This is a genomic window from Streptomyces sp. NPDC088194 (genome assembly GCF_040702025.1).
In the GTDB taxonomy this organism is placed as follows: domain Bacteria; phylum Actinomycetota; class Actinomycetes; order Streptomycetales; family Streptomycetaceae; genus Actinacidiphila.
The window spans coordinates 1-19,916 of sequence record NZ_JBFBIV010000128.1; the positions used below are offsets into that span (position 1 = coordinate 1).

General features: G+C 71.8%; 16 protein-coding genes. 14 read left to right on the forward strand and 2 right to left on the reverse strand.

Annotated features, from left to right (window positions below; genetic code table 11):
• Positions 1-327: 327 nt before the first annotated feature.
• The 9 genes from ftsW (at position 328) to AB0399_RS37155 (ending at position 9,118) form a co-directional block, all read left to right on the forward strand.
• A complete protein-coding gene (ftsW, locus tag AB0399_RS37115; protein ID WP_366414298.1) occupies positions 328-1,683 on the forward strand; it encodes a putative lipid II flippase FtsW in 1,356 nt (451 codons plus the stop codon).
• A 6-nt stretch (positions 1,684-1,689) separates the two neighbouring features.
• On the forward strand, positions 1,690-2,778 hold the full coding sequence (murG, locus tag AB0399_RS37120; protein ID WP_328473970.1) for an undecaprenyldiphospho-muramoylpentapeptide beta-N-acetylglucosaminyltransferase: 1,089 nt from the start codon (positions 1,690-1,692) through the stop codon (positions 2,776-2,778).
• An 83-nt stretch (positions 2,779-2,861) separates the two neighbouring features.
• A complete protein-coding gene (locus AB0399_RS37125; protein ID WP_366414290.1) occupies positions 2,862-3,650 on the forward strand; it encodes an FtsQ-type POTRA domain-containing protein in 789 nt (262 codons plus the stop codon).
• A gap of 261 nt (positions 3,651-3,911) precedes the next feature.
• A complete protein-coding gene (gene ftsZ, locus AB0399_RS37130) occupies positions 3,912-5,177 on the forward strand; it encodes a cell division protein FtsZ (RefSeq protein ID WP_329370435.1) in 1,266 nt (421 codons plus the stop codon).
• 31 nt (positions 5,178-5,208) lie between these two features.
• Complete coding sequence (pgeF, locus tag AB0399_RS37135) at positions 5,209-5,961, forward strand: peptidoglycan editing factor PgeF (RefSeq protein ID WP_366414291.1); 753 nt, start codon at positions 5,209-5,211, stop codon at positions 5,959-5,961.
• A 6-nt stretch (positions 5,962-5,967) separates the two neighbouring features.
• Positions 5,968-6,687: a YggS family pyridoxal phosphate-dependent enzyme gene (locus AB0399_RS37140; RefSeq protein WP_366414292.1), complete on the forward strand. Its 720-nt coding sequence runs from the start codon at positions 5,968-5,970 to the stop codon at positions 6,685-6,687.
• Between the two features lie 94 nt (positions 6,688-6,781).
• Positions 6,782-7,399: a cell division protein SepF gene (sepF, locus tag AB0399_RS37145; RefSeq protein WP_366414293.1), complete on the forward strand. Its 618-nt coding sequence runs from the start codon at positions 6,782-6,784 to the stop codon at positions 7,397-7,399.
• 92 nt (positions 7,400-7,491) lie between these two features.
• On the forward strand, positions 7,492-7,779 hold the full coding sequence (locus AB0399_RS37150) for a YggT family protein (protein ID WP_328462956.1): 288 nt from the start codon (positions 7,492-7,494) through the stop codon (positions 7,777-7,779).
• A 46-nt stretch (positions 7,780-7,825) separates the two neighbouring features.
• On the forward strand, positions 7,826-9,118 hold the full coding sequence (locus AB0399_RS37155; protein ID WP_329370441.1) for a DivIVA domain-containing protein: 1,293 nt from the start codon (positions 7,826-7,828) through the stop codon (positions 9,116-9,118).
• 236 nt (positions 9,119-9,354) lie between these two features.
• Here AB0399_RS37155 and ileS read toward each other — a convergent pair whose 3' ends face one another.
• Complete coding sequence (ileS, locus tag AB0399_RS37160) at positions 9,355-12,534, reverse strand: isoleucine--tRNA ligase (RefSeq protein ID WP_366414294.1); 3,180 nt, start codon at positions 12,532-12,534, stop codon at positions 9,355-9,357.
• Positions 12,535-13,183: 649 nt separating this feature from the next.
• On the opposite strand from ileS, the gene AB0399_RS37165 reads away from it, so the two are divergent.
• The 4 genes from AB0399_RS37165 (at position 13,184) to AB0399_RS37180 (ending at position 17,923) form a co-directional block, all read left to right on the forward strand.
• Complete coding sequence (locus tag AB0399_RS37165) at positions 13,184-14,191, forward strand: TraR/DksA family transcriptional regulator (RefSeq protein ID WP_366414295.1); 1,008 nt, start codon at positions 13,184-13,186, stop codon at positions 14,189-14,191.
• A 478-nt stretch (positions 14,192-14,669) separates the two neighbouring features.
• Positions 14,670-15,266 carry a signal peptidase II gene (gene lspA / locus AB0399_RS37170; RefSeq protein WP_366414296.1) on the forward strand — a complete coding sequence of 199 codons (597 nt, stop codon included), beginning with the start codon at positions 14,670-14,672 and terminating at the stop codon, positions 15,264-15,266.
• Between the two features lie 102 nt (positions 15,267-15,368).
• On the forward strand, positions 15,369-16,310 hold the full coding sequence (locus tag AB0399_RS37175) for an RluA family pseudouridine synthase (RefSeq protein ID WP_329370446.1): 942 nt from the start codon (positions 15,369-15,371) through the stop codon (positions 16,308-16,310).
• A 20-nt stretch (positions 16,311-16,330) separates the two neighbouring features.
• On the forward strand, positions 16,331-17,923 hold the full coding sequence (locus AB0399_RS37180) for a Na+/H+ antiporter (protein WP_329370448.1): 1,593 nt from the start codon (positions 16,331-16,333) through the stop codon (positions 17,921-17,923).
• A 58-nt stretch (positions 17,924-17,981) separates the two neighbouring features.
• Here AB0399_RS37180 and AB0399_RS37185 read toward each other — a convergent pair whose 3' ends face one another.
• Positions 17,982-19,034, reverse strand: coding sequence for a mechanosensitive ion channel domain-containing protein (locus AB0399_RS37185; RefSeq protein WP_329370450.1), 1,053 nt, complete (start codon positions 19,032-19,034; stop codon positions 17,982-17,984).
• Between the two features lie 127 nt (positions 19,035-19,161).
• Between AB0399_RS37185 and AB0399_RS37190 the strand changes: the two genes are divergently transcribed.
• Positions 19,162-19,737: a dienelactone hydrolase family protein gene (locus tag AB0399_RS37190; protein ID WP_366414297.1), complete on the forward strand. Its 576-nt coding sequence runs from the start codon at positions 19,162-19,164 to the stop codon at positions 19,735-19,737.
• Positions 19,738-19,916: the final 179 nt, after the last annotated feature.

Sequence of the window (19,916 nt, forward strand, 5' to 3'; positions counted from 1 at the left end):
GGCCGGCCGACCGGTGCTGACGGGGCGTCCGGGAACGGCCGCCGAGCCGACGAGGGGCGCCGCACCGACCGGGGCCGGCTCTCCGGCGCCGGCGGGATCTCCGACGGCCCCCGGCCTTCCGGCGAGCGCCGGGCCGACCGGGCACCCAGCGCACCGCGCGCGGGCCAGGGCGCCGAGGGCGCGCCCGCGGGTTCCGGGCGGCGGATGCCGTCCCCCGCGGGTCGCGTGCGGCGGGCCGCCGCCGGCGACGGCCCGGCCGCCCCGCGCGGCAGCGCGAGCACCGCGGACCACGGCGGCTCCCGGGCCGCCGCCGCGGAGCGCGCCGCCGTGCGCCGCGCGGCAACGCCCCCGTCGGAGCGCCCGCGCGGCGCATCCGTACCGGCCGCCCGCCCGCCCCGGTACACGGCCGGCGGCAACCGGCCGCGCGGCAGCGCGCGGCGCGGCGCGGCACGGCTGCCGAAGCAGGTGCGCGACGCGTGGGACCGCCCGCTCACCGCGTACTACGTGATCCTCGGCGCCGGGCTGCTGATCACCGTGCTCGGCCTGGTGATGGTCTACTCCGCGTCGATGATCCAGGCGCTGCGCTACGGCCTGCCGTCGACGTACTACTTCCGCAAGCAGCTGATGGCCGTGGCGATCGGCTCGGTGCTGCTGTACGCGGCGGCGCGGATGCCGATCCGGCTGCACCGGGCGCTGGCCTACCCGCTGCTGCTCGGCGCGGTCTTCCTGATGTGCCTGGTCCAGGTGCCGGGGATAGGGCAGACGGTCAACGGCAACACCAACTGGCTGTCCATCGGCGGCCCGTTCCAGCTCCAGCCCAGCGAGTTCGGCAAGCTCGCCCTGGTGATGTGGGGCGCCGACCTGCTGGCCCGCAAGAACGAGAAGAAGCTGCTCACCCAGTGGAAGCACCTGCTGGTGCCGCTGGTGCCGGTCGCCGTGCTGCTGCTCGGCCTGATCATGCTCGGCGGCGACATGGGCACCACCATGGTGCTCACCGCGGTCCTGTTCGGCCTGCTGTGGCTGGCCGGCGCCCCCACCCGGCTGTTCACCGGCGTGCTGGCCGCGGCCGGCGTGCTGGCCGCGCTCTTCGTGGCGACCAGCCCCAACCGGATGGGCCGGCTGCACTGCATCGCCGCGACCTCACCCGGCGCCAACGACCAGTGCTGGCAGGCCGTGCACGGCATCTACGCCCTCGCGTCCGGCGGCTGGTTCGGCACCGGCCTGGGCGCGAGCGTGGAGAAATGGGGCGAACTTCCCGAGCCGCACACCGACTTCATCTTCGCCGTGACCGGTGAGGAACTGGGCCTGGCGGGCACGCTGTCCGTACTCGCCCTCTTCGCGGCACTAGGCTACGCGGGTATCCGCGTGGCCGGTCGCACGGAGGACCCCTTCGTCAGGTTCGCAGCGGGTGGCGTGACCACCTGGATCACGGTCCAATCCGTGATCAACGTCGGTGCGGTGCTCGGCCTGCTGCCGATCGCCGGTGTCCCGCTCCCGCTGTTCTCCTACGGAGGCTCGGCCCTCCTGCCGACCATGTACGCCGTGGGGCTGCTGATCTCCTTCGCCAGAAGCGAGCCGGCGGCGCGGGCGGCCCTGGCCATGCGGGAGCGCAACTCCCTGACCGGGGTGATGAAAAGGACGATGCGACGGCGTACCGGAAGGCGGCCGTCGGGAGAGCGGTGAATGACGGTGCATGTCGTACTCGCCGGTGGGGGGACCGCCGGCCACATCGAGCCGGCGCTCGCGCTCGCCGATGCCCTGCGCAGGCAGGACCCGACCGTGGGAATCACCGCACTGGGTACCGAGCGCGGCCTGGAGACCAGGCTCGTGCCCGAGCGGGGCTACGAACTCGCCCTCATCCCCGCGGTCCCGCTGCCGCGCCGGCCCACCCCCGAACTGATCACCGTCCCCGGCCGGCTGCGCGGCACCATCAAGGCCGCCGAGCAGATCCTGGAGCGCACCAAGGCCGACTGCCTGGTCGGCTTCGGCGGCTACGTCGCCCTGCCCGGCTACCTCGCCGCCAAGCGCCTCGGCGTGCCGATCGTCGTCCACGAGGCCAACGCCCGGCCGGGCCTGGCCAACAAGATCGGCTCCCGCTACGCGCACACCGTGGCCGTCTCCACCCCGGACAGCAAGCTGCGCGACTCGCACTACATCGGCATCCCGCTGCGCCGCTCCATCGCCACCCTCGACCGGGCCGCCGCCCGCCCCGAGGCCCGGCACGCGTTCGGCCTCGACCAGAACCTGCCGACGCTGCTGGTCTCCGGCGGCTCCCAGGGCGCCCGGCGGCTCAACGAGGTGGTGACCACGGTCGCCCCGCGGCTCCAGCAGTCCGGGGTGCAGATCCTGCACGCGGTCGGCCCGAAGAACGAACTGCCGCAGTCCGACAACATGCCCGGCATGCCGCCGTACCGTCCGGTGCCCTACCTCGACCGGATGGATCTCGCCTACGCCGCCGCCGACATGATGCTGTGCCGGGCCGGCGCGATGACCGTCGCCGAACTCTCCGCGGTGGGGCTGCCCGCGGCGTACGTGCCGCTGCCGATCGGCAACGGCGAGCAGCGGCTCAACGCGCAGCCGGTGGTCAAGGCCGGCGGCGGCGTGCTGGTGGACGACGCGGAGCTGACGCCGGACTGGGTGCTGGGGAACGTCCTTCCCGTCCTCACCGACCCGCACCGGCTGTACGACATGTCCCGCGCCGCCGCGGAGTTCGGCCGCCGCGACGCGGACGAGCTGCTGATGCGAATGGTCTACGAGGCGATCGCCGCCCGGCGGTAACGGGGACTCCCGCGGCGGGTTGCCGTACCCGCGGGCGAACCCGTTGCAGGATAGGAGCACCATCGCCCACCCCGGAGGCCGAGATGACCCGACTGGCAGCGCCCGGCGCGAGCCGCGTGCGGGGCGGCCCGCTCCGACCGTCGCCTCGGCCACCCCGCGGCACGGCGCGCCGCAGGCGGAACGTACTGCTGCTCGCGCTGGTCGCGTTGACTGTGGTCGGCGGGGGCGGCGGCTACCTCGTGTACGGCTCTCCGCTGCTGCGGGCCGAACGCGTCAAGGTCACCGGGAACTCCGTATTGACCGATGATCAGATCGTCGGCGCGGCGAAAGTCCCGCTCGGCGGCGCCCTGTTCTCCGTGGACACCGGCGCCGTCGGCAAACGGCTCACCACCGCGCTCCCGCGCATCGACCACGTGGACGTGGACCGCTCCTGGCCGCACACCGTCAAGCTGCGGATCGTCGAACGGACCCCGTCGGCCGTGCTCAAGAACGGCACCCGCTACACCGAAGTCGACCGCGGCGGCGTGCGATTCGCCACCGTCGACCGGGCGCCGCGCGGGGTGCCGCTGGTGCAGTTGACCGACCCGCAGGCCGCGAGCGTTCGCCAATTCGGCACAAAGGGACTGCTGCGCGCCGCCATTGCCGTCTCGGCCGAGTTGCCGCAATCCCTCAGTGGCCACGCCACCGCGATCCGGGTGCGTTCCTACGACGGCATCACCGTCGAACTCTCCGGCGGGCGCGAGGTGGTGTGGGGGAGTTCCGAGAACGGCGCACGCAAGGCGCGCACGCTCGCCGCGCTGATGAAGGCGCAGCCGGACGCGACGCACTACGACGTCAGTGCGCCCACCGCCCCTGCTGCTTCCGGGAGTTGACGGCTGGGAGGCCAGCCGCGACAAGGCGTTCGCACCCGGCTGCGCGAAGGACGGCGTGATCACATAGGGTGAAAAGAAAAACGGGAGGTTCGGCGTGTTCGTTGAACCGCCACCGCTTGTCGACTTAGTGTCTCGTCCCAAGGGAACACATGGGACTGGCGTACTGGTAACCCTAAACCTCAGGGTTAGGGTTCGGAACGGCACCGGCGAGCGTACCGACCGTCCCACACGATTCGTAACTCGAGGCGAGAGGCCTTCGACGTGGCAGCACCGCAGAACTACCTCGCAGTCATCAAGGTCGTCGGCATCGGCGGCGGTGGCGTCAACGCCATCAACCGGATGATCGAGGTCGGTCTCAAGGGCGTCGAGTTCATCGCGATCAATACCGATGCGCAGGCCCTGCTCATGAGCGACGCCGACGTCAAGCTGGACGTCGGCCGCGAACTGACCCGGGGCCTCGGCGCCGGCGCCAACCCCGACGTCGGCCGCAAGGCCGCGGAGGACCACCGCGAGGAGATCGAAGAGGTGCTCAAGGGCGCCGACATGGTCTTCGTCACCGCGGGCGAGGGGGGCGGCACCGGCACCGGCGGCGCCCCCGTCGTGGCCAACATCGCCCGCTCGCTGGGGGCGCTCACCATCGGCGTGGTGACCCGACCCTTCACCTTCGAGGGCCGCCGCCGCGCCAACCAGGCCGAGGACGGCATCGCCGGCCTGCGGGAGAACGTCGACACGCTGATCGTGATCCCCAACGACCGGCTGCTGTCGATCTCCGACCGCCAGGTGAGCGTGCTGGACGCCTTCCGCTCCGCGGACCAGGTGCTGCTCTCCGGCGTGCAGGGCATCACCGACCTGATCACCACCCCCGGCCTGATCAACCTCGACTTCGCCGACGTCAAGTCGGTGATGTCCGAGGCGGGTTCCGCGCTGATGGGCATCGGCTCCGCCCGCGGCGACGACCGCGCGGTGGCGGCCGCGGAGATGGCGATCTCCTCGCCGCTGCTGGAGGCGTCGATCGACGGCGCCCGCGGTGTGCTGCTCTCCATCTCCGGTGGCTCCGACCTCGGCCTGTTCGAGATCAACGAGGCGGCCCAACTGGTCAGCGAGGCCGCCCACCCCGAGGCGAACATCATCTTCGGCGCGGTCATCGACGACGCCCTCGGCGACGAGGTGCGGGTGACCGTCATCGCGGCCGGCTTCGACGGCGGCCAGCCGCCCACCAAGGGCAGCCGGGACAAACTGGTCGGCGGCTACACCGCCCGTGACGACTCGTCGGGCTCTTCGTCCGGCACCCCGACCGGTTCGTCCGGCGCCGGTGCCGGCCGGGGCGCCGGCTCCGACGCGGGCCGGCTGACCCCGTCGTTCACCGGTATCGGCAGCGTGCCGGCGCCGGTCGAGCGGGAGCCCGAGCCGGACAGCGAGCCGGTCGCCGAGAACCCCGGCACCCCGTCCGGCCCGCTGGTCCCGCCGGCCCGGCCGTACCAGGACCCGGCCGTCGAGGAACTCGACGTTCCCGACTTCCTGAAGTGACCGCCCGGAAGTGATAGGGCACAGCACGGCAGTGGACGGCGCGCACTTCGCCTTCACCGACAGGTGGGGCGGGGTGAGCGCCGTTCCGTATGACAGCCTCAACCTCGGTGGCGCGGTGGGCGACGACCCGGCCGCGGTCCGGGTCAACCGCGAGCGCGCCGCGCGGGCGCTCGGCCGCGACGCGGACCGGGTGGTGTGGATGCACCAGGTGCACGGCCGCGACGTCGTGGTCGTCGACGCACCCTGGGGCGAGAGACCGGTCCCGGCGGCCGACGCCGTCGTCACCACCCGCGCGGACCTGACCCTCGCGGTGCTCACCGCCGACTGCGTACCGGTGTTGCTCGCCGACCCCGCCGCCGGCGTGGTCGCCGCCGCGCACGCCGGACGGCCCGGACTGGTGGCCGGCGTGGTGCCGGCCGCGGTCGGCGCGATGGTCGCGGCCGGCGCGCGGCCGGAGCGGATCAGCGCACTGCTCGGCCCCTCGGTGTGCGGTAAGTGCTATGAGGTGCCCGCCGCGCTCCGGAGCGAGGTCGCGTCCGCCGTACCCGAGTCGTACGCCGAGACGAGTTGGGGTACGCCCGCGCTCGATGTGAGCGCCGGCGTGATCGCCCAACTCGCGCGCTGCGGCGTACGGGTGATCGAGGGTCCGACGGTCTGCACGCGGGAGTCCGCCGACCACTTCTCGTACCGCCGCGACCGCACCACCGGCCGGCTGGCGGGCTATGTCTGGCGCGACGGCGGGCCGGACGGCACGGCCGCCGCGGCGCCGGAACGGACCGGGTGAACGGGCGTGTCGAGCAGAGCCGAAGAGATCGCCGCGAACCTGGCGGTGGTACGGGAACGGATCGCGCGCGCCTGCGAGGCGGCCGGCCGGCGCCACGACGAGGTCACCCTGATCGTGGTGACGAAGACCTACCCGGCCGAGGACGTCCGGGTGCTGTCCGGCCTCGGTGTGCGGCAGGTCGCGGAGAACCGCGACCAGGACGCCGGACCCAAGGCCGCCGCATGCGCCGACCTCCCGCTGACCTGGCACTTCGTCGGCCAGTTGCAGACCAACAAAGCGCGCTCCGTGGTCCGTTACGCTGACCACGTGCACTCCGTCGACCGCCTTCGCCTGGTCACCGCACTGTCCGCCGCGGCCACCGCCGCGGGAAGACGGCTCGGCTGCCTGGTGCAGGTCGCCCTCGACGCGGAGTCCGGCGACCGGGGCGAACGCGGCGGGGTGGCACCCGACGCGGTGGGCCCGCTGGCCGACGCGATCGCCGCCGCCGACGGGCTGCGGCTCGACGGTGTGATGACGGTCGCGCCGCTGGCGGGGGCGTACGCGGGTCAACCCCGCGCGGCCTTCGATCGGTTGGCGGAAATCTCATCCCGCCTGCGCGAGACGCATCCGGCTGCGAACATGGTCTCGGCAGGGATGAGTCAGGATCTGGACGAAGCGGTGGCCGCCGGAGCGACACATGTACGCGTCGGTACGGCGGTACTCGGAGTCCGTCCCGGGCTCCGGTAACGTCACCAAACAAGTCGGACCACAGCATAAATATGGTGTGGCGGCCGCCCCGAGCGGCGGCCGCGGACCGAACCCCGCTGAGAGGACGCAGAGCATGGCCGGCGCGATGCGCAAGATGGCGGTCTACCTCGGTCTCGTGGAGGACGACGGATACGACGGACCGGGGTTCGACCCCGACGACGAGTTCGAGCCCGAGATGGCCACGCCGCCCAGCGGCCGGGCCGACCCGGAGCCCGAACGCGCCGCCCCTCGTAGGCCGCACAGCCAGCACGTGCCGCCGAGCCCGCAGCCGCAGGACGACCCCCCGCGGCTGGTGCATGCCCCGGCGCCGCGTGAACCGCGGATCGCCCCAGTGGCATCCATCACACCCGAACGTCAGAACCTGGAGAAGAACGCACCGGTGATCATGCCCAAGGTCGTGTCAGAGCGGGAACCGTACCGGATCACCACGCTGCACCCCCGGACCTACAACGAAGCCCGTACCATCGGGGAACACTTCCGTGAAGGCACCCCGGTGATCATGAACTTGACCGAGATGGACGACACCGACGCGAAGCGACTTGTCGACTTTGCCGCCGGTCTGGTCTTCGGCCTGCACGGCAGCATCGAGCGGGTGACGCAGAAGGTCTTTCTGCTCTCGCCTGCTAACGTCGATGTCACGGCGGAGGACAAGGCTCGCATCGCCGAGGGTGGGTTCTTCAACCAGAGCTAGCCTGAACCTGGTCTGACCAGGCAGAACGCAACCGCACGACATGTAGGACCCGGCCGGCAGGCCGATGGATGAGCAGGGGAGAGGGAAGCGCGATGAATGTCGCACTCCAGGTGCTGTACATCGCGCTGTACGTCTTCCTGTTCGTGCTCATCTTCCGATTGGTGATGGATTACGTCTTCCAGTTCGCCCGTTCGTGGCACCCTGGGAAGGCGATGGTGGTCATCCTGGAAGCCACCTACACTGTCACCGATCCGCCACTTAAGCTTCTGCGGCGTTTCATCCCGCCGCTACGTCTCGGGGGCGTGGCGCTCGACCTGTCCTTCTTCGTATTGATGATCATCGTGTTCATCCTGATCTCCGTCGTAGGGGGTTTGATGTGAACGGTGTGGGCTCCCGATATGTCGACGATCACGTTGAGGTGAAGAGATGCCGCTGACCCCCGAGGACGTTCGGAACAAGCAGTTCACGACCGTCCGCCTCCGAGAGGGCTATGACGAGGACGAGGTCGACGCCTTCCTCGACGAGGTGGAGTCGGAACTGACCCGACTGCTCCGCGAGAACGAGGACCTGCGGGCCAAGTTGGCCGCTGCGACTCGGGCCGCCGCTGCCAACCAGCAGCCGCAGAACATGCGCAAGCCGGAGCAGCAGGATCGTCCGGTCCCCGCCGCCATATCCGGACCGCAGCCGGTGCAGCAGCAGATGCCGCAGCAGCAGATGGGCCCGCCCCAACTGCCGGGTGGCGCACCGCAGCTGCCGGCTGGACCGAGTGGGCAGCAGCAGCACGGCCCCGGCCCGGGCCAGATGGGGCAGATGGGGCAGCACCCCATGCAGCAGCAAGGCCCCGGCCCGATGGGCCAGATGGGCCAGCACCCGATGCAGCAGCAGGGGCACCCCATGCAGCAGCAGGGTCCTGGTGGCATGCAGGGTCCCGGTGGTCCGGGTATGCAGGGGCCTGGTGGTCCCGGCGGTCCGGGCATGCAGGGCGGCCCCGGCCCGATGGGCCAGCACCCGATGCAGCAGCAGGGCCCCGGTGGCGACAGCGCCGCCCGCGTCCTCTCGCTCGCCCAGCAGACCGCCGACCAGGCGATCGCCGAGGCGCGGTCCGAGGCCAACAAGATCGTGGGCGAAGCGCGCAGCCGCGCCGAGGGCCTGGAGCGGGACGCCCGCGCCAAGGCCGACGCGCTGGAGCGGGACGCCCAGGAGAAGCACCGCGTGGCCATGGGCTCCCTGGAGTCCGCGCGGGCGACGCTCGAGCGCAAGGTCGAGGACCTGCGCGGGTTCGAGCGGGAGTACCGCACCCGGCTGAAGTCCTACCTGGAGTCGCAGCTGCGCCAGTTGGAGAACCAGGCGGACGACTCGCTCGCCCCGCCGCGGACCTCCCCGCCGGCGCCGTCGCTGCCCTCCGCGCCTTCCATGGGCGGCAGTTCCATGGGTGGTGGCGGTTCCATGGGCGGCAGCAGCTCCATGGGCGGGATGGCGCCCGCGGGTGCCGGAGCGATGGGTCACGGCGGTTCCGGTGGGCCTTCCTACGGAGCCGGTGCCGCGCAGAACGGCTCCATGGGCGGCGGGCACACACCCGGGCCCACGTATGGGGGCCAGCAGCAGATGTCGCCCGCGATGACGCAGCCGATGGCTCCGGTACGGCCGCAGGGGCCGCAGCCGTTGCAGCAGGCACCGACGCCGATGCGAGGGTTCCTGATTGACGAGGACGACAACTAGGACGTCGCTCTCCCAGCACGACGAAGGTCCGGGCCCCCGGGGAAACATTTCCCCAGCGGGGCCCGGACCTTTTGTGCTGCCCGCCCACCCGCCCCTCAGGGTGCCCGGGGCGAGCGCCACCCGGTCCGCGACGTCGAACCCGGACTGCGGGTCACCTCCGCGGCGGCGGAGAACTCGCCCCGAGCGGTCTTGTGAACCTATCGCCCATCTCTGACATTCGGCATATGCGGCACTTCTCAGACTCCGCGTGAGATCCCGAACGCGAACCCGTGCTGTGCGTCGTGCACGGCAGAAGCGCCGGTCGCCCGCAGCACGGAATCGGCCCAACCGGAGTCGTTCCAGCTGCCCTCGACCATGTCGAGCGCCAGCACTTCCTCGGCGATCATCGACGCGTGCTCGCGGATCGCCTCACCCGCGTTCACCTCGGTCGCCGCCCAGGTGACGGTGATGCGGTCCGAGACGTCGAATCCGCGGCTCTTGCGCTCCGCCTGTACCAGCCGTACGAACTCTCGTGCCAGGCCGGCCTTCTCCAACTCGGGCGTGATCGTGAGGTCGAGCGCCACGGTCGCACCGGAGTCCGACGCGACCGACCACCCCTCGCGAGGAGTCTCCGTGACGATGACCTCCTCCGGGGAGAGCGAGACCCTCTCACCGTCGACCTCGACACTCGTGGTGCCGCTCTCCCGCAACTGCGCCGACAGGACACTCGCGTCGGCGGCGGCGACGGCGGCCGCGACCGCCTGGACCCCCTTGCCGAACCGCTTGCCCAGCGCGCGGAAGTTGGCCTTGGCGCTGGTGTCGACCAGCGACCCGCCCACCTCGGAGAGGGACGCGAGCGAGGAGACGTTCAGCTCCTCCGCGATCTGGTCGCGCAGTTCGGACGGCAGCGTCGCGAAACCGCTCGCTGCCACCAGCGCGCGGGACAGCGGCTGCCGGGTCTTCACCCCGGACTCCGCGCGGGTGGCGCGGCCGAGTTCGACCAGCCGGCGGACCAGCCGTACCTGCTCGGACAGCGCCGGGTCGATCCGCTCGGCGTCGGCCACCGGCCACTCGGCGAGGTGGACCGAGTCGGGGGCCTCGGGCACCACCGGGACCACCAGGTCCTGCCAGACCCGCTCGGTGATGAACGGCACCAGCGGCGCCATCAGCCGGGTGAAGGTCTCCAGCACGTCGTGCAGGGTGCGCAGCGCGGCCGCGTCGCCCTGCCAGAACCGCCGCCGGGAGCGCCGGACATACCAGTTGGACAGGTCGTCGACGAAGGCGGACAGCAGCTTGCCGGCCCGCTGGGTGTCGAAGTCCTCCAGCGCGGCGGTGGTGTCGCGGACCAGCGCGTTGAGCTCGCCGACCAGCCAGCGGTCCAGCAGCGGCCGGTCCGCCACCGCCGGGTCGGCCGCGGACGGCGCCCAGCCGGAGGTGCGGGCGTACAGCGCCTGGAAGGCGACCGTGTTCCAGTAGGTGAGCAGCGTCTTGCGGACCACCTCCTGGATGGTGCCGTGCCCGACCCGGCGGGCCGCCCACGGCGAGCCGCCCGCGGCCATGAACCAGCGCACCGCGTCGGCGCCGTGCTGGTCCATCAGCGGGATCGGCTCCAGGATGTTGCCGAGGTGCTTGGACATCTTGCGGCCGTCCTCGGCGAGGATGTGGCCGAGGCAGACCACGTTCTCGTACGAGGACCGGTCGAAGACCAGGGTGCCGATGGCCATCAGCGTGTAGAACCAGCCGCGGGTCTGGTCGATCGCCTCGGAGATGAACTGCGCGGGGTAGGTCCGCTCGAAGATCTCCTTGTTGCGGTACGGGTAGCCCCACTGCGCGAACGGCATCGACCCGGAGTCGTACCAGGCGTCGATCACCTCGGGCACCCGGGTCGCGGTCTGCCCGCACTCCGGGCAGGGGAAGGTGACCGCGTCGATGTACGGGCGGTGCGGGTCGAGGCCGGACTGGTCGGTACCGGTCAGCTCGGTGAGGTCGGCGCGCGAGCCGGCGCAGGTGAGGTGGCCGTCGGCGCAGCGCCAGATGGGCAGCGGGGTGCCCCAGTAGCGGTTGCGGGACAGCGCCCAGTCCACGTTGTTGTCCAGCCAGTCGCCGTAGCGGCCGTGCTTGACGGTCTCCGGGTACCAGTTGGTGCGCTCGTTCTCCCGCAGCAGCGCGTCCTTGACCGCGGTGGTGCGGATGTACCAGGACGGCTGGGCGTAGTAGAGCAGCGCGGTGTGGCAGCGCCAGCAGTGCGGGTAGCTGTGCTCGTAGGGCAGGTGCCGGAAGAGCCGGCCGGCCGCGTCGAGTTCGGCGACCAGCGTCTCGTCGGCCTTCTTGAAGAAGACCCCGCCGACCAGCGGCACGTCCGGCTGGAAGGTGCCGTCCGGGCGGACCGGGTTGACCACCGGCAGGCCGTACGCGCGGCAGGTCCTGAGGTCGTCCTCGCCGAACGCGGGGGACTGGTGCACCAGCCCGGTGCCGTCCTCGGTGGTGACGTACTCGGCGTTGACGACGAAGTGCGCGTCGGGGATGTCCACGTAGTCGAACGGGCGCTGGTACGTCCAGCGCTCCATCTCGCGGCCGGTGAAGGTCTGCCCGGTCGTGGCCCATCCTTCGCCGAGCGCCTTGCCGAGCAGCGGTTCGGCGACGACCAGCCGCTCGGTGCCGTCGGTGGCCACCACGTACGTCACGTCGGGGTGCGCGGCGACCGCCGTGTTGGAGACCAGGGTCCAGGGGGTGGTCGTCCACACCAGGAGCGAAGCCTCGCCGGCCAGCGGGCCGGAGGTGAGCGGGAAGCGCACGTAGACCGAGGGGTCGACGACCGTCTCGTAGCCCTGCGCGAGTTCGTGGTCGGACAGCCCGGTCTGGTCGCGCGGGCACCAGGGGGCGACCCGGTAGTCCTGCACCAGCAGGCCCTTGTCGAAGATCTGCTTGAGCGACCACCACACCGACTCGATGTACTGGGGGTCCATGGTGCGGTAGGCGTCGTCGAGGTCCACCCAGTAACCCATGCGCGTGGTCAGCTCGGTGAAGGCGTCGGTGTGCCGGGTCACCGACGCGCGGCACTTCGCGTTGAACTCCGCGATGCCGTACTTCTCGATGTCCTGCTTGCCGGTGAAGCCCAGTTCCTTCTCCACCGCCAGCTCGACCGGCAGGCCGTGGCAGTCCCAGCCGGCCTTGCGGGTCACGTGGTGGCCCTGCATGGTCTTGAAGCGCGGGAAGACGTCCTTGAAGACGCGCGCCTCGATGTGGTGGGCGCCGGGCATGCCGTTGGCGGTCGGCGGGCCCTCGTAGAAGACCCAGTCCGGGCGGCCCTCGGACTGCTGGACCGAGCGGGCGAAGGTCTTCCGCTCGCTCCACAGCTCCAGCACCTCGTGTTCGAGGGCGGGCAGGTCGACCTGTGCGGGTACCTGGCGGTACTGCGGCTGGCGCGGCTGGCTCATCAGGGTTCTTCCTCCGGCGGACGCTTGTCGCTTGTCGCGTTCTTCCGTCGGAGGGACGAGAGCCTGTGCCGGCGCTCCCGCGGTACCACCCTCCTTGGCGGTGTGCCGGGCCCGTACGGGACCCACCGCCCCCTCATTGGGGTCGCGAGGCCGGTTCTACCAGCGGACGGGTGTGCTCACCGCACGCCCGTGGGCCTTCTTCCGGCGACTCCGGGGTGATCTTCGCACCGCGCACGCCCCCGGGCTTCCACCGTCCCCGGGTCGCTCATGGCTGCGTGCGGCGCTACTCGTCCCATCCACGCCTTTCGCTGCGCCCAGTGTACGGGCCCGCGCGCCGCGCCCGCGCACCGTTTTCCCCCGCCCCGGCCCGGCCGACGCGCCCGCCTTCTTCCGCCCTCCGGTGGCCTTCCACCTGCCCGTCCCGGACGCGGGGTGACCCTGATGGCCGTCTTTGTTCCGGAATGCGGCATGGTTCGCGGGTTACGGCGGAATACCTGACGGTGAGCTGGGCACAACGGATGCAGACCGGTTCCCCGCCGAGGGGTGCCGGTCGGCCCGGCAGCGCGCCCCGTTGCCGCGGATCGATGCCCGATTTACCGTTTCCGGCACGATTCGCGAACGAGATCACTGACGTGAAGGGGTCGCGGCCATGGTCGTGAAGAAGCCCGCCGCCACCGCGGCGGCGGCGAGTGAACCGGCCAAGAAGGCCGCCGGGAAGAAGGCGGCCACGAAGAAGGGCGCGACCGGTACGGAATCGGCGGCGGAGGCGCCCGCCGCCCGCTCGGCCAAACGGACCGCGACCAAGCGGACTGCGGCCAAGCGGACGGCGAAGAAGAGCGCGGCCGGCGGCGCCCACGCCGCGACCCGCCGCACCGGTGGGACCGAGGCTTCTGCGGAGGAGGCGCCGACAGGCGTGGAGGACACAGCCACTGAGGCGACGACGGGGGCGGGGGCGACCGGGGCGGGGACGACCGGGACTGCGGCGCGGAAGAAGACGGCCGCGGCGAAGAAGGCGGCCGCCAAGAAGTCCGCCGCCAAGAAGTCCGCCGCCAAGAAGGCGCCCGCGAAGAAGACCACAGCCAAGAAGGCGGCCGGCAAGAAGGCCGCCGCGAAGAAGACTTCGGCAGCTCAGCGGCCGAAAGCCGAAGCGGCGTCCGCCGGCGAGGCTGGGACCAGGAAGACAGGAGCCCGCAAGGTGGGAGCTAAGAAGACGGTGGCCGGGACGGCCGACTCCGCGGTGCCCGCGGCGCGGAACGCGGCGGAACCGGGCGGCCTCGCGGTGCTGCCCGGCGAGGACCCGTGGACCCCCGAGGAGGTCGAGGAGGCGCGGTCGGAGCTGCTCGCGGAGGTGGAGCGGCTCAAGACGGAGATCGCCTCCTCCGAGGCCGCCGTCGCCGGCCTGCTGCGCGACTCCGGGGACGGCGCGGGCGACGAGGCGGACACCGGGTCCAAGAACATCACCCGCGAGTCGGAGCTGGCGCTCGCCGCGAACACCCGGGAGATGCTCACGCAGGCGGATCACGCGCTGCGCCGGCTCGACGAAGGGACGTACGGGCTCTGCGAGGTCTGCGGCAAGCCGATCGGGAAGGCCCGTATGCAGGCGTTCCCCCGGGCGACGCTGTGCCTCGACGACAAGCAGCGCCAAGAGCGCCGCTGAACGGTGCCCCCGACCCCCCGGGTGCCCCCGTTCTGTCGGCCGGGGGGACCACCCCCCGGTGGGCGGTTGCGCGCATCGGTCCCGCGCCCCTGGGTTTCGCTCGGGCCTTCCGTGAAAGGGCCTCGCTTCTTCCCTGTACCCGGGTGTGCCTGGTTCTCGCGGGGCTTTGGCGGGTTGGACTGCCGTCCGGGCTGCCCCTTGCGGGGGCTCGCCGGATCTTCCCCCGGCATTGGGCTGGTCGCGCAGTTCCCCGCGCCCCTTCGTGGTGGCTGGTTGCCGCGGGGACAGCGCACCTCAGAAGGTCGGCCTACCCAGGGGCGCGTGGGGGTACCTCCCAGGCGAAGCTCTGGGGGAGAACGGCGCGAGCAACCCACCACCGGGAGGTGGTCCCGGAACCGACAGTGCGGGGAAGCCCGGGGGTCGGGGGCCCCTTGGTACCCTCGCACGGAGGGTCGGGCACACAAGGCTAGGGACTGACGTGACGGAAGCGGAGCGCACCATCACCACACCGGAGACGCCGGACGCGGAGGCGGGCGCGGAGAAGGGCGCGGGCGGGGCCACCGAGGCGGCGCCGGCGCCGCGCGGCAGGCGCCGGGTCGCCGTGCTGATAGGCGTCGCGGCACTGGCGTACCTGCTGGACCTGCTCTCGAAGCTGTGGGTGGTGCACAGCCTGGAGAACCATGATCCGGTCGACATCTTCGGCCACTACCTGCGGCTGGACGCGATCCGGAACGGCGGCGCGGCCTTCGGCATCGGCCAGGGCATGACCATCGTGTTCACGGTGATCGCCACCGGCGTCATCGTGGTGATCGTCCGTCTCTCCCGCCGCCTGTACAGCGTCCCGTGGGCGATCGCGCTCGGCCTGCTGCTCGGCGGAGCCTTCGGCAACCTCACCGACCGCGTCTTCCGCACCCCCGGCGGGTTCCAGGGCCGCGTGGTCGACTTCATCGCGCCCGAGCACTTCGCGATCTTCAACCTCGCCGACTCCGCGATCACCTGCGGTGGCGTCCTGATCGTGCTGCTCTCCTTCCTGGGTATCGAGCCGGACGGCAAGCGCCAGCAGCGCGACGACTGACCGCCGGCCCGGGACCGTACGGCGTCCCCCCGGAGGCCGCTTGGAGACCGCGCGGAGGCCGCCCGGCGTCCGGGCCGCGCCGCGTCCGGCATACTCGACCAGGTGAGTACGCTTCCCGAGGTCCGCTCCCTTCCCGTGCCCGACGGCCTGGAGGGCGAGCGCGTCGACGCCGCCATCGCCCGCATGTTCGGCTTCTCCAGGACGAAGGCCGCCGAACTGGCCGCGGCCGGGAAGGTGTCGATCGACGGGGCAGCGGCGGGCAAGTCCGAGCGGGTGCACGGCGGGGCGTGGCTCGAAGTGGAGATGCCCGCGCCGGCCGCCCCCGTACAGATCGTCGCCGAGCCCGTCGAGGGCATGGAGATCGTGTACGACGACGAGGACGTGGTGGTCGTCGTCAAGCCGGTCGGGGTCGCCGCGCACCCCAGCCCCGGGTGGACCGGGACCACCGTGATCGGCGGGCTGGCCGCCGCCGGGTACCGGATCTCGACGTCCGGCGCCGCCGAGCGCCAGGGCATCGTGCACCGGCTGGACGTGGGCACCTCCGGGCTGATGGCCGTGGCCAAGTCCGAGCGGGCGTACACCCGGCTCAAGCAGCAGTTCCGCGACCGCGTGGTGGACAAGCGCTACCACGCCCTGGTGCAGGGCCACCCCGACCCGATGAGCGGCACCATCGACGCGCCGATCGGCCGGCACCCCACCCACGACTACAAGTGGGCGGTGACCGCCGAGGGCAAGCCGTCGGTGACGCACTACGACCTGATCGAGGCGTTCCGCTCCGCGAGCCTGCTCGACATCAAGCTGGAGACCGGCCGCACCCACCAGATCCGGGTGCACATGTCCGCCCACCGCCACCCCTGCGTCGGCGACCTCACCTACGGGGCCGACCCGACGCTGGCCAAGCGGCTCGGGCTGACCCGGCAGTGGCTGCACGCGGTGCGACTGGGCTTCGAGCACCCCGCGGACGGCGAGTGGGTCGAGTTCGAAAGCACGTATCCCCAAGACCTCCAGGCCGCACTGGACGTGGTGAGGGCCGACAGCCAGTAACCGCGTGGCAACCTAGCGGCGTGGATCAACTCGCGCTGTTCTTCGCGATCATGCTGGCCGCGATCGTCATGGTGCCCGTGGCCGAACGGGTCGGGCTGCCCTCGCCGGTGCTGATGACCGTGCTGGGCGGCGTGCTGGCGCTGATCCCGCAGGTGCCGAACATCGAGATCAACCCCGAGTTGATCCTGCCGCTGGTGCTGCCGCCGCTGCTGTACGCCTCGGTGCAGCGCACCTCGTGGCGGCAGTTCGCGGCGAACCGGCGGGCGATCTTCCTGCTCGCGGTCGCCCTGGTGTTCCTCACCACGGCCGCGGTCGCGGCCGTCGCCAACGCGGTGGTGCCCGGGATCACGCTGGCCGCCGCCGTCACCCTCGGCGCCCTGGTGGCCCCGCCGGACCCGGTCGCCGCGACCGCGGTGGCCGGCAGCCTCGGCCTGCCCCGCCGGATGATCTCCATCCTCGAAGGCGAGGGGCTGTTCAACGACGTCACCGCGATCGTGCTCTACCACGTGGCGGTCGCGGCGGTGCTCTCCGGCCACTTCTCGCTGCCGCACGCCGTCCTGGAGTTCGTCCTGTCGGCGGTCGTCGCGGTCGCGGTCGGGCTGGTGCTCGGCTGGGGCGCGAACAAGCTGATGGGCGTGGTCGGCGACGCCACCTTGCAGATCGGCCTGTCACTGCTGGTGCCGTTCGCCTCCTACGCGATCGCCGAGGGGCTGCACGGCTCCGGCGTGCTCGCCGTGCTCACCGCGGCGCTCTTCCTCACCGAGTACGCCTTCGAGGCCGACGACGTGACCGCACGGCTGGCCGGCAACACCTTCTGGGAGATCGTCGACACCCTCGTCACCGGGATCGCCTTCGGGCTGATCGGCCTGGAGATGCACCACGTCTTCAGCGCGGGCGCAGGACACTGGGGGCCGATGCTGCGCGACGCCGGACTGATCGTCGCCGTCGTGGTCGGCATCCGGCTGCTCTACCTGCTGCCCGCCGCGGCCATCGCCAAGCGGCTGCACACGCTGCGGGACATGGACGAGGACATCCCGCTGACCTGGCGGGAGACGGTCACCATGTGGTGGGCCGGGATGCGCGGGGTGGCCTCCGTCGCCCTCGCGCTGGCGATCCCGCTCACCACGGACCACGGCGACCCGTTCCCCGCCCGCGCCCAACTGCTCTTCATCGCCTTCTCCGTGGTCCTGGTCACCCTCGTGATCCAGGGACTCACGCTGCCCTGGCTGGTGCGCAGGCTCGGGGTCACCGGGGACATCGAGGTCGAGCACGACCAGGAACGCGCGCTGGCGCTGCGCGCGATGAAGGCGGCCAGGAGGCGGCTCAAGGAGATCGAGACGGCGGAGGACCTCGACGAGGAACTCGCGGAGATGCTCTACCACCGGGCGATCGACCTCGGGGCCCGTATCTCGCCCGATGTCCTCGACGACGAGCGGCGCGAGAGCCACGCGGGGCGCGCCCGGCGGATCAAGGCGCTGCGCCGTATCCAGGACGACATGCTCTCCGCGGCCCGCCACGAGGTGCTCTCCGCCCGCAGCGAACCCGGGTCCGACCCGGAGATCGTGGATCGCGTGCTGAGACATCTCGATCTGCGGTCCATGCGAGGGGTGTGACGGACCCGGCGGGGCGGTGCGCTCTGCCGGTTCCGGGACATCGGGGGAGGCCCCGGGACTACCTGTCGGGGCTGGGCGGGGGGTCGTCCTGCACGCGAACGCTGACGCGGGGGAGCGCGTACGGGTGCTCCGTGCGCAGCCAGTCGATGAGTTGCTCGCGGATGAGGCAGCGGAGCGCGAAGATGTCGCCGGCGTCCTTGGCGGTGGCGACGGCGCGCACCTGGACGGTGGTGGGGGTGGTGTCGAGGACGACCAGGCTCCAGGCCCGGTGGTCCCACTCGGCGGCCTGTTCGAGTATCTCCAGCAGGCGCTTGCGCATGAGGTCGACGGGCGCGGAGTGGTCGAGGTGGAGGAGGACCGCGCCGGTCATCCGGGGGTCGCCGCGCGACCAGTTCTCGAACGGCTTGCTGGTGAAGTACGAGACGGGCATGGTGATCCGGCGCTCGTCCCAGGTCCGTACGCTCAGAAAGGTGAGCGTGATCTCCTCGACCTCGCCCCACTCGCCGTCGACGACCACGGTGTCGCCGATCCGCACCATGTCCCCGAAGGCGATCTGGAGCCCGGCGAAGAGGTTGCTGAGGGTGGACTGGGCGGCCACACCGGCGACGATGCCGATGATGCCGGCCGAGGCCAGGACGGACGCGCCGACGGTCCGCATCTCCGGGAACGTGAAGAGCATCGAGGCGACCGCGATCACGCCGACGATCGCGGTCAGCACCCGCTGGATGAGGGTGAGTTGGGTACGCAGCCGGCGGATCTTCGGCACGCTGTGCGCGGTGGCGGCGTAGCGGGCGTAGGAGGAGTCGATGACGGCGGCCGCGACGCGGACCACCAGCCACGCCGACGCGGCGATCAGCACCAGGGTGAGCGCCTGGCCGATGGCCGCCGCGTGGTCGTCCTCGAAGTGCGCGGCGTGGTAGGCGCCGCGCAGCAGGGCCGTGCAGAGCACCACCTGCGACGGCAGCCGGCAGCGGCGCAGCAGGTCCCACAGCGGGGTCTCCGGGTGCCGCGCGTCGGCCGAGCGCAGCGCCCGGTCGCCTATCCAGCCGACCAGTACCGTCAGCACGACCGCCGCGCCGACCACCACGATCGGCCGCAGCGTGCTCTCCATGCCCACCACCTGCTTCTCTTCCCGTCCGTCGGCAGCCCCGTACGGCACCTGTGTACGGCGTCCGACCTGCCGCTGGCAACTGGCACCATGGGACCCGTACCCGACGGACCGTGAACGAAGGCCCCTTGTGACATCTGCGACGATCGTGCTGCTGCACTCCACCTACGGGCTGCGGCCCGCCGTACACTCCGCGGCCGAGCGGCTGCGCGCGGCCGGGCACGAGGTGCACGTGCCGGACCTGTTCGACGGCCGGGTGGCGGACAGCGTCGAGGACGGCCGGAAGATCCGCGACGAGATCGGCAACGAGGAGTTGCTGCGCCGGGCGATCGTGGCCGCCGCCCCGCACTCCGAGAAGGGCCTGGTCTACGCGGGGTTCTCGATGGGCGCCGCGCTGGCGCAGAACCTCGCCCTCGGCGACGAGAAGGCCCGCGGGCTGCTGCTCCTGCACGGCACCTCGGACATCGCGGACGACGCGGCCACCGACATCCCGGTGCAGCTCCATGTCGCCGACCCGGACCCCTTCGAGCCGGACGACTGGCTGAACGCGTGGTACCTGCGGATGCGGCGGGCCGGCGCCGACGTGGAGGTCTTCCGCTACCGCGGCGCCGGCCACCTCTACACCGACCCCGACCTCCCCGACTACGACGAGGAGGCCGCGGAGCGCACCTGGCCGATCGCCCTGGACTTCCTGGCGGACCTGTAGCCGGAAGGCCGACGGTGAGGCACTCCTCGGCTGCTTCGTGCGGCCGAGGGGGCTGACTGCGGACCCGGGGGGGGGGGGGGGGCCCCCCGGCCCCCCCCCCCCGCGGGCCCGGCGACAAACAGTTGGTATGGAGAGGGGGGGGGTGGGGGAGAGTTTTTTTTTGAAAAAATATATAAAGG

Coding starts and splice junctions, on each gene's coding strand:
- AB0399_RS37125 (WP_366414290.1), top strand. CDS start 2,862: ATGACCCGACTGGCAGCGCCCGGCGCGAGCCGCGTGCGGGGCGGCCCG.
- sepF (WP_366414293.1), top strand. CDS start 6,782: ATGGCCGGCGCGATGCGCAAGATGGCGGTCTACCTCGGTCTCGTGGAG.
- AB0399_RS37150 (WP_328462956.1), top strand. CDS start 7,492: ATGAATGTCGCACTCCAGGTGCTGTACATCGCGCTGTACGTCTTCCTG.
- AB0399_RS37155 (WP_329370441.1), top strand. CDS start 7,826: ATGCCGCTGACCCCCGAGGACGTTCGGAACAAGCAGTTCACGACCGTC.
- ileS (WP_366414294.1), bottom strand. CDS start 12,534: ATGAGCCAGCCGCGCCAGCCGCAGTACCGCCAGGTACCCGCACAGGTC.
- AB0399_RS37165 (WP_366414295.1), top strand. CDS start 13,184: ATGGTCGTGAAGAAGCCCGCCGCCACCGCGGCGGCGGCGAGTGAACCG.
- AB0399_RS37185 (WP_329370450.1), bottom strand. CDS start 19,034: ATGGAGAGCACGCTGCGGCCGATCGTGGTGGTCGGCGCGGCGGTCGTG.